We start from the raw sequence: 13395 nt of genomic DNA, 5'->3' as shown, positions 1-13395 counted from the left end.
GAATAAATGAGATACTTCAATTTAGAAAGTGATGAAAAATATATAATACCTGTAGATTATTATCAAGAAATATTAGATATAGATATAAACTATGATTATAATGAGTTATTAAAAGAACACTTAATAAATAAAGATTGCAAATGGATTATAGAGTTATGTAAGTTTATATATGGATTTAAATTTGCAACATTAAATCAAATAAAGCAATATATGGATTTAGCTGAAGTTGATTTTGATCAAGATAATATACATTTTTTAATAGAAAAAAATGTTCTGAAAAGATGCGTTCTTAAAAATATGAATTGTATTGGGAATGATGAAATAAAAGAAGAAAATATATTATACTGTTCAGGAAAAAATTTAGTAGAAATACTTAGAAATTTCTCGGCTATAGATAGTAGAAAATGGATGATAAGAGATATATCTAAAAGTGCAGAGCGAATTTTAAAAAATGTAATGGCTTTAGATTTTTATATAAACTTAGTACAATCTTATGGAATTGAAAATATAACTAATATAGTTTTAAATCCATCTCAAAGATATATGGTATTAGAAAGTGTAAATATAGAGTTAGAATTCACGTTAACAAATAATGAAAAAGAAGAATGCTTTATAGTAGATATAGTTAGAAAGAGTGATTTAAAAGCTAGTTTTTTAAAAAAGATATTGAAATTTGAAAGATATTTATCAAATGATGCTTGTAAAAGAAGTACTCATGGTATAGATAAAAAGCCAAAGATAATATTTATATGTGAAGATAAAGAAATGTTAAATATAGTTTCAAAGAGATTAAGGGTATCTTCATTGCATATGAATACAACAGTATTATATACATATGATGAAATTTTAAATTTACAGTTTTTAAGTAGTAAAAATGCATTTAAGAGAAATGGTTATAATAGTGAAGAATTATATAGTACAGGAATTATGGAAGATATCAAACATGAAAGTTTAGGTGAGTTAAATGCATAATAATTATAAAATAAGTATCTCCTGTGGACATATTTCTACAAGTTATAATGAGATAGGAAAGTGTGTAATAAATGGATTTAGTGATAAAATAAATGGACGTCTAAAAATATCTATAATGGATATTAAATTATGTGAGTTTTTACATAAATTCAAAATGGCAACATTAGATCAAATAAACAGATATTTTGAAGTTATTGGATGTAATAAAAATTGGTCGTATAGACTTGATAAACTAAATAAATCTTATAATCTAATAAATGAAATAAAATTACATAATGAGAAAAATGAAGATATAATATGTTATACACTAGATATTGGAGGTATGTACTTACTAAATAATTATTCTAATGAAGATATAAATCCAAGAGTTGATGATTTGACAAGTCAAAGAAAAACGTTTGACAGTATATTTCAAATACATCCTTATAGTGTAATCAAATCTTTAGTTTGTACAGAAGTATATCTAAATAAATTAAATGAATCTAATATAGTTAATATGGAGAATAGATTTAGAATAAGGGAATACATGATATTAACAGATAGTGAAAAAGAATGTGGTAAGTCACCATTTTTAAATTTAAAAATAGACTTAATGTTAAATATAGATCAAACAATAGAAACTGCATATTTTATAAAAGTGATAATAGATGATGAAATAGAAAAAATATGTTTAGATATAGACAAGTTTAATATGTTTAAAGTGAATAGATGCTATATAGACAAATATTGCTCACTAGATGTAAAATCAGTTAAGCTAAATTTAGTGTTTACAAATGATGAATATATGAGAATTGTTGAAGCTGGATTAAGGTATAGGGGGATAAATTTAGCTGATATAGTTTTAACTAATATGAAATTTATGATAGATAATAGCAAATCTATAAATGGAGTAGCAATTTAGAGAAAATAGGGTGGGAACATATGTTAAATGAAATAGACAGAGATATAGTTGTAGAAAAATTAAAAAGCAATGAAATAAATAATGCTAAAATAATAAAATTAACAGATAGAGGAGCATATATCTCAATAAATGGAATAAGTGGATTAATTAGAAATTGCGATTTTTCCTATGATAATAGCTGTATTGAAGATTTTTATAAAGAGGGAGATACAATTGAAGGTATTGAATTTAGAAAAATAAGTAAAAATGGACATATTTGTGTAAAGATAAAAAATAAATTTGAAAGTAATAATCCATTAAGTTACAGTGATTTAAAAAAGGGAAATTTAGTATTAGGAATAGTTAAAGAAATTGTAAATGGAAGATGTTTTGTTGGAATTATTAAAGACATAGATATGCTTTGTAATGCAAAATATGTTGAATCTAGAGAATATGAAGGTAGCAAAGTTGTATGCAAAATCAAAAAAGTTGATTTAGAAAAGGGCATACTTAGAGGAGCAATTGTTGATTTAGTAAAAATATAAATATACATAATTTATGATATAATTATATAAGAATAAATTTACTAAGGAGACAAATTATGAGATTATTAACAACTAAGGGTATTAGAAATTTAATTTTATCAGGATTATTATCAACATCACTTTTTATTGGTGGATGCAATAGTAATTCAAATATTGTAGATAATCTAGAACAAGTATCTACTCAAATATCAAACTTACAGGATACTTCAAATAATGAAAATTCATCAGATGAAGTACTTTCTTATGATGAACTTGTGAAATCTTTAAAAAATGGTAATATACCAAATTATGTTTTAAAAGCTACAGTAGAAAGAGTCGTAGATGGAGATACTGTTAAAGTCAAACTTGAAGATGGAAGTAGTGAAAGTTTAAGAATACTTTTGATAGATACACCTGAAGACACTAAGGAAAAGCAATATTTAGGAGATGTAGCTACTAGTTTTGCAAAAGAAAATATTAAGTCTGGTGATACTGTTTATGTAGAAACTGATGGAGCTAAAACAGATAAATATGGGCGTTACTTAGGATACTTATGGTATGATGCAAGTGGTAATAAAGACTATAAGATGTACAATGAAGAAGTTGTAAGAGCAGGACTTGCTAGAGTTGGATATATCTATGATGCAGTTAGACATTTAGATAAAATGAAATTAGCAGAAAATGAAGCTAAACAAGGTAAAAAATATATATGGTCTATAGATGGATATGCAACAGATAAAGGATTTGATCAAAGTTTAGCACCAGTATCAAATAACACAAGTAATGAAAGTAATACATCTCAAAGTAATACTAACTCAGAAGTTGTATATGCAAATATATCTTCTAAAAAGTATCATTCAACATCTGATGCTCATGCTATGAAAAGTTCCACAAAAATGACTGAATCACAAGCAAAACAAGCAGGATATTCACCGTGTAAAACTTGTTATAAATAAAGTAATTAATGAGTATAAATCAAATACTAAAATTTGGTTTATACTCATTTTATTATAATCATTTAGGAAAAATTTAACTGTATTAATAATATTAGAGAACATAAAATAATTTTATACTAAATTAAAGTTAGGAGCTAAGAAGATGACTTATAAAAAAGGATTTAGTATTTTATTATTAGTGTTATTTATTATAATTACTTCATTTAATACAAACTCATATAGTGAAGGAAATAAGAAGAAAGTTTTAATTTTAGCATCGTACAATGCAGAAAATGAGTGGGAAGATTCTGTAATAACAGGTGTAAAAAATAATCTAAATGATGTATTAATAAAAGTTGAGTTTTTAGATTCTACGTCTGCTAATTCAGATATATACAATGAGAGTTTTATGAAAGTATTAAATATTAAATATGAAAATGAAGATATAGATTGTATATTAACTATTGATGATGAAGCTTTAAACTTTGCTAAACAAAATCTATTTAATGAAGAATCATTTATGTATAAAAAACAAATAGTTTTTGTAGGCGCAAATAGTTATGTTTCATTAAATAAAGAAGAAGCTAAATATATTAAAGGACTATTAGAGTATCAAGATAATTTATTTTTTATAGATACAATACTTAATTTAAATAAAGATGTAAAAGATATATATTTACTCTTAGATAAAAGTATATATTGTGAAACTGTAAAAGAAAATGTAAAAGATTTAACTCATTTTACATCAAGAGAGTTTAATATAAATGTTTTATCTGATTACTCATATGAAGGTATAAAAGATAAAATAAGTAACATAGGAGATTCATCTGCCATTATTTTATGTGGAGTTTATAAAGACACTGACAATGGTGATTTTATGAAAGAAGAAGAAATCATTAAAAATATAAAACAAGTAACTAATGCTCCTATATATACGAAATTAGAAAAATACGTAAGAGCAGGTGCGCTAGGTGGAATCATAAATGATGGAGAAAAATTAGGAGAAATTAGTGCAATATTTCTTAAAAAAAAGTTAAATGGAGAAGGACAAAATATTACAATGCCATCTTATAATGCATTTAATGTACCTATGTTTAACTATAAAGCTTTAAGATATTATAAAATAAACCCACTATTACTTCCTCAAAATAGTGTAATTATAAATAAAGGTAAATTTGATTTATTAGTGCCAAGATATATAGAAATATTAATTTTGGGAGGAATATTTGTAATAATACTATTTATATCAATACTTATATATATTCATTTCTTAAATAAAAAGAAAAGATTAAAAGAAAAAGAATTACTTAGAGAGTCAATAGAAAGAGATGAGATAAAAACTGATTTTATAATTACAATGTCTCATGAGTTAAGAACGCCTTTAAATATAATAATAAATGCAAATAAACTACTTAGATTAAAGGTTTATAGTAATAATTATGATTCTGAATTTTTTAGTAAACAGATAAGTTTAATAAATAAAAATTCAAATAGACTTTTAAGGTTAATAAATAATTTAATAGATGTAAGTAAAATAGAAAGTGGATATGTAGATGCAACTTTTAAAAATGAAAATATAGTGGATATTATTGAAGATGCAACTATGTCAGTGGTAGATTTAGCAAAATCTTATGATATAGAAATAATTTTTGATACACAAGAAGAGGAAATAATAACAGCAGTAGATAGAAGTAAAATAGAAAGAATAATGCTAAATTTACTTTCTAACTCTATTAAATTTACTGATAGTGGTGGACATATATATGTAAATATAAGTAAGCTTAATAAAAATATATTTATAGAAGTAAAAGATGATGGAATTGGTATGTCAGAAGAATTACAAACACATTTATTTGAAAAATTTAGAAAAGCAATGTTATACCCTTCTTTAGAAAGGGCAAATGAAGGTAGCGGACTTGGCTTATTTATAGTACAAGGATTGGTAAAAATTCATAAAGGTACGATTAAAGTAGAAAGTAAATTAAACGAAGGTACAAAATTTACTATAACAATACCTCAAGTATTTGTAGATAAAGAAAACTCAAGTCATAATCTTATGAATGTTCCTTTAGCTTACAGTAGTAAAATTGAGCTTTCAGATATATATCATAAAGATGATTAAATCTAATGCAAAATAAATAGTTAAGGATAAATCAATATGATATTATGTTAAATAGAAAGATATATTAATTTAGGGGGAGGGGCTATGTTTAATATTTTAGTATTATTACCATTAGATGATGAAAAAAAGTTAAAGTTAAATTCAATAGCAGCTGATTGTAAAATTGTTTATTCAAGTCAAGAGAAAGTAACTAAAAAAGAATTAGAAGATGCAAACATAATAATAGGAAATCCTGATGTGGATATAATTAGATATTCAAATAATTTAAAATGGATTCAGCTAAACTCAGCAGGAGCAGATAAATATATAAAAGAAGGTGTACTTAATAAAGATGTAATTTTAACTAATGCTACAGGAGCTTATGGATTAGCAGTATCAGAGCATATGTTAGCTATGCTTTTAGAATTATTAAAGAAATTACATCTTTATAGAGATAATCAAAATAAAAAAATATGGAAAAGTGAAGGTAAGGTAAAATCAATAAATAAATCAAGGATATTAATCGTTGGCCTTGGTGATATTGGATGTAGTTTTGGTAAAATGGTTAAATCTTTAGGGGCTTATACAATAGGTGTAAAACGTAGAAATACTTTAAAGCCTGAATTTATAGACGAATTACATTTAATTGATAATTTAGATGAATTATTACCAAGTGCAGATATTGTAGCCATTTGTTTACCTTCAACGAAAGATACACAAGATTTATTTTCAAAGAGTAAAATAGAAAAAATGAAAAAGGGAAGCATTTTATTAAATGTTGGAAGAGGAAATACAGTTGATACGGAATCTTTATGCGATGCATTAGAAAATAACCACTTAGGTGGTGCGGGCTTAGATGTTATAGACCCTGAACCACTGCCTAGTGAACATAGGATATGGGACTTAGAAAATATAGTCATAACTCCACATGTTGCAGGTGGATATAATTTAGATGAAACATATGAAAATATTTTTGAAATAAGTATAAATAACTTAGAACGTTTTATAAATGGTAAAAAATTATGTAATATAGTGGACTTTAGTACTGGATATGTAGAATAAATAAAAAGCTCAAATGATAAAAGAAAAGATTTTGTCATTTGAGCTTTTTATTTATATCAAAGAATAGTAAGTTGCATATTATAAAATGATAGATAGTATTCCTAGATTAGGGGGAGATAATTTTATGAAGAGAGCAGTCTCTGTATTTATAGAAAATAAAAGACATTTATGGATTCAATTTAAATGTTTGTATACATCACTTAAATATATACAAAGTAATGATACGGATTTAGTAGTATTTTGTACTAAAGATATAGTAGATAGTATACCAAATGATTGTATAAAAATAGAATGTGAAGCAGCTAGTAGAAAGACTTTGTGGCAAAATTATGGATATATAAACTCTGTAGAGTGCATGACACATGAAAACTCTGAATTTTTAAATGATTATGACTTAATACTTAGAAGTGATTTAGATACATTCCTAACTCCAGCTTGGAATAATTATATTCCAATATTATATACCGCAGGAAGAGGAGGATATGTAAATGATGAATATACAAAAGAAAAAATATTAAATATATCTAATAAACTAGGATTAAAGCATAAAAATATATTTAATGTAGGTTCTACAAACTATGGTAATGCAGCTTTAGTACGAGAAGTTTGTAAATTAACTACAGAAGTATGTAAGTATATACTACAAAATGAGTTTATAGAAAATGAAGGAAATTGGCCTAGTTGGTATAAGGGGGTATCACTACTTTATGCTAATGAGATAGCTGTTAATCATTTGGTTGATAGTGTAATATTAGATGGTAATAAATTAGATTTTGGTAGTGCTAGTAGAGAAAGTATATATGACCATCCACATATTCATTGTTGGCATACTAATGATAAGTTCTCAAAGTTCATGTTTGAAAATGGAAAATATAATAATGAAAGAATTGATTTATTAAATATAAATGAAGTTGCTGATTACTGTATGTATATTGCATTAAAATCTAGAAATTTTATATAAATTAAATATTAATTATTTAATAATATTTACTATTTGAGGGGAGAAATTCAATGAGAGTAGCAATATTAACAATGTTTAATGGATTAACAAGTACTTATTCTTTGGTGAATGTAGTTGCTGAGCATATAAGGATGTTATTAGATGGAGGGCAAAAGGTAACGTTATTAGTTTGCCAAGATTGTAATGATAGTGAAAGGTATGGTATTTTCTTAGATGAAAGAATAGAATGGGTTAAAGTTTGTAATAGGTATAATGGAAAGCAAATACACTGGAGAGATTATAATTACCCAGGGATAAAAATGCATGGCACATTAATACCTGAATCAGAAGCTATTGGAGAAGATTTAATCGATAAATTAAAAGATGTTGATGTGTGCATGATGCACGATATTCACTATCAAGGATGGCATATGGTTCATAATTTAGCAGTCAGATATGCTCAGAAAAAACTACCTAATGTGAAATTTATAGCCATGACTCACTCCATGCCAGATACTAGCCAAGTTGGTAGAAATGTAGAATGGCCAGATTCTGCAAGATATTCACCTATGCCAAACACGATATACGCATATCCAACTGAATGTGGATTAGAATCTTTATCTAAACAATACAATGTAGATATAAGTAAATGTAGGGTAATAAATAATACACTAGATATAATTCAAGATATGAGTAAAGAAGTTCAAGAACTACATGAAAAAGTAGATTTACTTTCAAGTGATATATTAATAGTATATCCAGCTAGACTTACTACAGGAAAGAGATTTGAGAAGGTTTCAAGTTTAGCTGGAGTTATAAAAAAAGAAACAAATAAAAGTGTAAAAGTTATATTCTGTGAATTCCCATCTATGGACATTGATCCCAAAATGTATAAAAAAACTATAATTAGTCAAGGAGTTAGTTATGGTTTAAATGAAGATGATATAGTATTTACAAGTGACTATGGTCATGTCAGTGGATTTAAGAGAGAATGTGTTTTAGAATTATTTACTTTATCTAATTTATATATATGTCCATCACTTGCTGAGTCTTTTGGTTTGACAGTTTTAGAAGCTGCAAGTAGAGGGAATTATATAGTGCTAAATGAAGCTGTACCAGCGTTAAAAGAAATTGGAAATATGATTGACGGATATTTTATGAGATGGGACGCAAGGAATTTTTATGGTATGACACAAGAAAAATATTATCCAACGGAGTTAGAGTATTATAAATATCATGCTAAAAATATTATAGAGCAAATGGAAAGCAATTGCGTAATAAGAGCAAAAACTATGGCAAGAAATAGATATAGTCCTAAGTGGGTTTATGAAAATCAACTAAAGCCACTTTTATACGAATAAAATAGGAAATTTTAAGGCGTGCTATGTAAACTTAAGGCACGTCTTAATTTATAATTATATGATATAATCAGTATATAACAATTGTATAAGAGGTGAAAGATGAATAAAACAATAGGTATTTTAGCTCATGTAGATGCAGGGAAAACAACTTTTTGTGAGCAAGTACTTTATCATACAAATTCAATTAGAAAATTAGGGAGAGTAGATCATAAAGATACATTTTTAGATAATCATAATATAGAAAAATCTAGAGGTATAACTATATTTTCTTCTCAAGGTAATTTTAAATATAAAGGTTGTGAATATAATTTAATTGATACTCCTGGTCATATAGATTTCTCTCCAGAAATGGAAAGATCCATAAACATTATAGATTATGCAGTTTTAATAATAAGTGGAGTTGAGAAAGTTCAATCACATACAAAAACAGTTTTTAGACTATTGAAAGAATATAATGTTCCTGTATTTATATTTGTAAATAAGATGGATAGAACAGGAGCAAATATAGATAGTGTTCTAAATGATATTAAACTTAATTTAAGTTGTGATATTGTAGATATTAGTAATTCATTAGATATAAAAAATAATTATGATTTAGATGAGAATTTAATAGAATTTATAGCTGAAAGAGATGATATCTTATTTGAAAAATATTTAGACGAATACTATGATAAAGACATGTGGATTAATAAATTAAAAGAAGAAATTAAAAATTGTGAAGTATATCCGTGTTGTTTTGGATCGGCACTAAATAATATTGGTATAGATTCTTTCTTAGATAAGTTAGATTTTTTAACTACTACGAATTACTGTGATGAAGGTGAATTTGTTGGGATAGTGTATAAAGTAATTCATGATGAAAATAAGAATAGAATTACTTTTATAAAAGGTTTAAAAGGCAGTTTAAAAGTTAAAGATGAGATAAAGTATAATAATATTAATGAAAAAATAAATCAAATAAGAATTTACAATGGTGAAAAGTTTATAACTGAGAATACTGCTAAAGGAGGACAATTATTTGCAGTAACTGGACTTAATAATGCAAATATTGGAGACTATATATTTAGTAATGATTTCGAAGAAAGTAAAATTAAATTTTATAATACAAGTACACAAATTCAACCAAATTTAAAAGTTAAGGTCATATTTGATAAATCTTTTAATATAAATGAAGTTTACAGTTACTTTAAGATTTTAAATAGTGAAGAGCCATCACTAAATGTATTTTATGATGATAAGTTAAAAGAAATAAGTGTACATATAATGGGAAAAATTCAACTAGAAATATTAAAAGATATTGTAAAAGAAAGATTTAATTTAGATATAGAATTTGGACAATGTGAGATATTATATAAAGAAACAATAAATAAGGAAACAAATGGATATGGGCACTTTGAACCGTTAGGTCATTATGCAGAAGTTCACATAATAATAGAACCATCTAATAGAAATTCTGGAATAAGTTTTGAAAGCAAGGCATTAGTAGATAATCTACAAATAGGTCATCAAAACTTAGTAAAAACTCATATATTTGAAAGAGAACATAGAGGTATTTTAGGTGGATATCCTTTAACTGATATTAAGATAACTCTAATAAATGGAAGAGCTCACAATAAGCATACAAGTGGAGGAGATTTTAGAGAAGCAACTTTTAGAGCATTAAGACAAGGTATAGAAAAAGTAGAAAATATACTTCTTGAGCCATACTATAAATTTAGGATTGAAATTAGCTTAGATTATATAGGACGTGTATTATCAGATATACAAAAAATGAGTGGAGAATTTGAAGAACCACAAATTATAAATGATAGATCCATAATTAAAGGAAGAGGGCCGGTTAGTACATTTATGGATTACAGTATGGAATTACTATCTTTTAGCAAAGGTACGGGAAGTATACAATATATACAAGATGGATATGATGTTTGTCATAATAGTGAAGAAGTTTTAGAAAAAAGAAATTATAACAAAGATGCAGACATAGATTATACATCAAGTTCTATATTTTGTTCAAAGGGTCAAGCCTACAGAGTAGATTCTGATGAAGTAGAAAATCATATGCATTGCTTATAATTATTTGGGAATAGGAGATATAAATTATGCTTAATAAATTTGAAAAAAACTATGAAGTAACATATAGAGACACTGATGCAAGAGGAGAATGTTTTTTTACTTCTTATATGAATTTTATGGCTGATTGTGGACTTAGTCAAGAAGAGAAGTTAGGATTTTCATTGCCGGAAATGGTAAAAAATAATCATACATGGATGCTTTATGACTATGATGTAATAGTATATAAATATGTTAAATATAAAGAGAAGGTAAGAGTTATAACATATGCTAAAAGTTTAAATAAATTTTACGCACTAAGAGTATTTGAAATGTATAACGAAGATAATGAACTTATAAGTGAGGGAAGTACATTAGCTCTTTTAATTGATACTATAAAAAAAAGGCCATGTAGAATTCCTAATGAGTATTATAAAGCATATGGTGTAGAAAAAGAAAATTGTGGACAAGGAAAAAGAGATTTAGAAGTTAAGAATATTCAAAGGTTAGATTATGAAAAAAAGGTAGAGGTACGTTATACAGATATAGACATGAATTGGCATGTAGGAAATGTAAAATATATTGAATGGGTATTAGAAACTATACCATTATATATAATTAAAAATTACAGAACTCATCAAATAAAAATAAAGTATAAAAAAGAGGTTGTATATGGTACTAATGTAAGTATACAAACTCAGATAAATTGTATAAATGAAGAAAGTAATGAAATTAGTACCATTCATAAGTTAGTTAATGATCAATATGAAGAACTTGCATTAATAGAAACTTATTGGAATAAAGCTAATTTATAAGATAATATAAATATATTCAAAAATATGTAATAAATCCTTTTAAATGATTATATATATAATTACATAAAAATAAATTATAAATATATAATTATAAAAAAGAGGTGTCTTATATGCTAAATAATATGATTAATATATATGACATTAGAGAAGATTTAATTAATTTTATAAACATAGTAAAAGACTTTAAAAATGAATATAAATTTACTGATTATGCAGATTTAAATTCCATAGAATATGAAGTAGAATTTGATAATGAATACAGTGATCATAAAGAAAGTAAAATAGAAGATACATGGCTAGATGAAATGGAAATCTTCTCAGAAAAATTAAATGAAATAGAAACAGAAAATCTTATAATAATTAGCAAAATTATAAGTTTAGGTAAAGATTTAATAAAAGGAAAATCTGAAAAAGAGAAAGTAATAATTATTCAAAATGAATATTTAAGTAATCTTTATGAAGATGAAGATGATTATTATGAAAGTAGAGAAGAAATTATAGAAGATTTGTTTTCTAAAAAAGGAGAATTATTAATAAGATATATTGAACTAGGTGCTAAAAAGCTAAATATTATATAAAAGAACCGCTATTTAATCTAGCGGTTCTCCTTTTTTTACACTACTTTCAAAAACACATAACGCATCAATAGTATTATCATAAAAAGTACAATCTTTACCTTTCGAACCAAAACCACTACAAACCTTAGGACAAATATCACGAACTTTACATTCAAAACAACACTTTATAAGAATATCCATAAATCTACAAGCCATACTATACCTCCTTATTATAAAACTAGGACTAGACTAATTAGATTTAATATTTTTTTATGTAACTTACAGTATTTATATACCATATATTTAAATTTATAATTTGTTATAATTAATTTAATCTTTATATGAGTAATATATATAATAGATAATATAAGATTAAAATAAAATTATAGAAAGGGTGTAAATAATGAATATACTTATAACAAACGATGATGGAATAAATGCAGATGGAATATTAGAATTAGCTAAATCTATGAAAAGCATAGCTAATGTATATATTGTGGCACCAGATTCTCAAAGAAGTGCAACTGGTCATGCAATAACAGTTCATAATCCTATAATGGTAAAGGAGGTTTTTGTAGATGATGAAATAAAAGCATATGCTATTTCTGGAACTCCAGCAGACTGTGTAAAAATAGGAATAGAAGCATTATTTTCGGAGGTAAATTTTGACTTAGTTTTAAGTGGTATAAACAATGGTCCTAATTTAGGTACTGATGTTATATACTCTGGAACAGTATCTGCTGCTATTGAAGGGCTTGTACAAAATAAGCCATCTATAGCTATATCTTATGATAAATTTAATATTAATAAAGAAACTTATAAAGAAGCTACGAAATATGTAGTTGATATAGTTAATAAGTTAAAAGAAAATATGAATATATTTAATGATTGTATACTGAATGTAAATATACCAAGTACTGATATAAAGGGTATAAGAATTACTACTTTAGGTGAAAGAAAATATGAAAATGTTCTAGAGGAGAGAATGAGCCCTTATGGAAATAAGTATTTTTGGATAGGTGGAAAAGTAAAGGAATTACATCAAGATGAAAGTAGTGACATTGTAGCTGTAAAAGAAGGTTATATTTCTATAACACCTGTAAATATAGAGATGACAAATTTAAATAAAGTCAAAATTTTAAAAGATATGAAACTTTTATAGAATAAGTAACCTAATATATGTATATAAAATAAGAGAA

13 protein-coding genes are annotated in these 13395 nt (G+C 25.4%); 12 read left to right on the top strand and 1 reads right to left on the bottom strand.

Annotation, left to right across the window (positions count from 1 at the left end; all coding sequences use genetic code 11):
• Window positions 1-6 precede the first annotated feature (6 nt).
• The 11 genes from I2A66_RS09125 (at window position 7) to I2A66_RS09075 (ending at window position 12217) form a co-directional block, all read left to right on the top strand.
• Window positions 7-972 carry a hypothetical protein gene (locus tag I2A66_RS09125; protein ID WP_195251484.1) on the top strand — a complete coding sequence of 322 codons (966 nt, stop codon included), beginning with the start codon at window positions 7-9 and terminating at the stop codon, window positions 970-972.
• Window positions 965-1873, top strand: a complete 909-nt coding sequence (locus I2A66_RS09120; protein ID WP_195251482.1) for a hypothetical protein — start codon at window positions 965-967, stop codon at window positions 1871-1873. Before I2A66_RS09125 ends, I2A66_RS09120 begins: the two co-directional genes overlap by 8 nt.
• A gap of 20 nt (window positions 1874-1893) precedes the next feature.
• Window positions 1894-2397 (top strand): hypothetical protein, encoded by a 504-nt coding sequence (locus I2A66_RS09115; RefSeq protein WP_122638617.1) that lies wholly within the window; start codon window positions 1894-1896, stop codon window positions 2395-2397.
• 56 nt (window positions 2398-2453) lie between these two features.
• Complete coding sequence (locus I2A66_RS09110) at window positions 2454-3332, top strand: thermonuclease family protein (protein WP_122638618.1); 879 nt, start codon at window positions 2454-2456, stop codon at window positions 3330-3332.
• A 142-nt stretch (window positions 3333-3474) separates the two neighbouring features.
• Window positions 3475-5433, top strand: a complete 1959-nt coding sequence (locus I2A66_RS09105; RefSeq protein WP_122638619.1) for a sensor histidine kinase — start codon at window positions 3475-3477, stop codon at window positions 5431-5433.
• Between the two features lie 84 nt (window positions 5434-5517).
• Window positions 5518-6474, top strand: a complete 957-nt coding sequence (locus tag I2A66_RS09100; protein ID WP_122638620.1) for a D-2-hydroxyacid dehydrogenase — start codon at window positions 5518-5520, stop codon at window positions 6472-6474.
• Window positions 6475-6598: 124 nt separating this feature from the next.
• Window positions 6599-7435: a DUF7164 domain-containing protein gene (locus I2A66_RS09095; RefSeq protein WP_122638621.1), complete on the top strand. Its 837-nt coding sequence runs from the start codon at window positions 6599-6601 to the stop codon at window positions 7433-7435.
• Between the two features lie 50 nt (window positions 7436-7485).
• Window positions 7486-8775 (top strand): glycosyltransferase, encoded by a 1290-nt coding sequence (locus I2A66_RS09090; protein ID WP_122638622.1) that lies wholly within the window; start codon window positions 7486-7488, stop codon window positions 8773-8775.
• Between the two features lie 99 nt (window positions 8776-8874).
• Window positions 8875-10848, top strand: a complete 1974-nt coding sequence (locus I2A66_RS09085; RefSeq protein ID WP_122638623.1) for a GTP-binding protein — start codon at window positions 8875-8877, stop codon at window positions 10846-10848.
• Window positions 10849-10874: 26 nt separating this feature from the next.
• On the top strand, window positions 10875-11639 hold the full coding sequence (locus I2A66_RS09080; protein ID WP_195251480.1) for an acyl-[acyl-carrier-protein] thioesterase: 765 nt from the start codon (window positions 10875-10877) through the stop codon (window positions 11637-11639).
• 110 nt (window positions 11640-11749) lie between these two features.
• Window positions 11750-12217 carry a hypothetical protein gene (locus I2A66_RS09075; RefSeq protein ID WP_147515814.1) on the top strand — a complete coding sequence of 156 codons (468 nt, stop codon included), beginning with the start codon at window positions 11750-11752 and terminating at the stop codon, window positions 12215-12217.
• 12 nt (window positions 12218-12229) lie between these two features.
• Here I2A66_RS09075 and I2A66_RS09070 read toward each other — a convergent pair whose 3' ends face one another.
• Window positions 12230-12412, bottom strand: coding sequence for a hypothetical protein (locus I2A66_RS09070; protein ID WP_147515815.1), 183 nt, complete (start codon window positions 12410-12412; stop codon window positions 12230-12232).
• Between the two features lie 187 nt (window positions 12413-12599).
• On the opposite strand from I2A66_RS09070, the gene surE reads away from it, so the two are divergent.
• Entirely contained in the window at window positions 12600-13358 is a 759-nt protein-coding gene (gene surE, locus I2A66_RS09065; RefSeq protein ID WP_122638628.1) for a 5'/3'-nucleotidase SurE, read from the top strand.
• Window positions 13359-13395: the final 37 nt, after the last annotated feature.

The sequence above is a fragment of the Romboutsia sp. 1001713B170207_170306_H8 genome (genome assembly GCF_015550495.1).
In the GTDB taxonomy this organism is placed as follows: domain Bacteria; phylum Bacillota; class Clostridia; order Peptostreptococcales; family Peptostreptococcaceae; genus Romboutsia_E.
This window is presented reverse-complemented; position numbering and strand designations above follow the sequence as displayed.

What these genes read in the sequence shown, in the direction of transcription:
- I2A66_RS09125 (WP_195251484.1), top strand. Translation starts at nt 7, where the DNA reads ATGAGATACTTCAATTTAGAAAGTGATGAAAAATATATAATACCTGTA.
- I2A66_RS09115 (WP_122638617.1), top strand. Translation starts at nt 1,894, where the DNA reads ATGTTAAATGAAATAGACAGAGATATAGTTGTAGAAAAATTAAAAAGC.
- I2A66_RS09070 (WP_147515815.1), bottom strand. Translation starts at nt 12,412, where the DNA reads ATGGCTTGTAGATTTATGGATATTCTTATAAAGTGTTGTTTTGAATGT.
- I2A66_RS09120 (WP_195251482.1), top strand. Translation starts at nt 965, where the DNA reads ATGCATAATAATTATAAAATAAGTATCTCCTGTGGACATATTTCTACA.
- I2A66_RS09100 (WP_122638620.1), top strand. Translation starts at nt 5,518, where the DNA reads ATGTTTAATATTTTAGTATTATTACCATTAGATGATGAAAAAAAGTTA.
- surE (WP_122638628.1), top strand. Translation starts at nt 12,600, where the DNA reads ATGAATATACTTATAACAAACGATGATGGAATAAATGCAGATGGAATA.
- I2A66_RS09080 (WP_195251480.1), top strand. Translation starts at nt 10,875, where the DNA reads ATGCTTAATAAATTTGAAAAAAACTATGAAGTAACATATAGAGACACT.
- I2A66_RS09075 (WP_147515814.1), top strand. Translation starts at nt 11,750, where the DNA reads ATGCTAAATAATATGATTAATATATATGACATTAGAGAAGATTTAATT.
- I2A66_RS09095 (WP_122638621.1), top strand. Translation starts at nt 6,599, where the DNA reads ATGAAGAGAGCAGTCTCTGTATTTATAGAAAATAAAAGACATTTATGG.
- I2A66_RS09110 (WP_122638618.1), top strand. Translation starts at nt 2,454, where the DNA reads ATGAGATTATTAACAACTAAGGGTATTAGAAATTTAATTTTATCAGGA.
- I2A66_RS09085 (WP_122638623.1), top strand. Translation starts at nt 8,875, where the DNA reads ATGAATAAAACAATAGGTATTTTAGCTCATGTAGATGCAGGGAAAACA.
- I2A66_RS09090 (WP_122638622.1), top strand. Translation starts at nt 7,486, where the DNA reads ATGAGAGTAGCAATATTAACAATGTTTAATGGATTAACAAGTACTTAT.
- I2A66_RS09105 (WP_122638619.1), top strand. Translation starts at nt 3,475, where the DNA reads ATGACTTATAAAAAAGGATTTAGTATTTTATTATTAGTGTTATTTATT.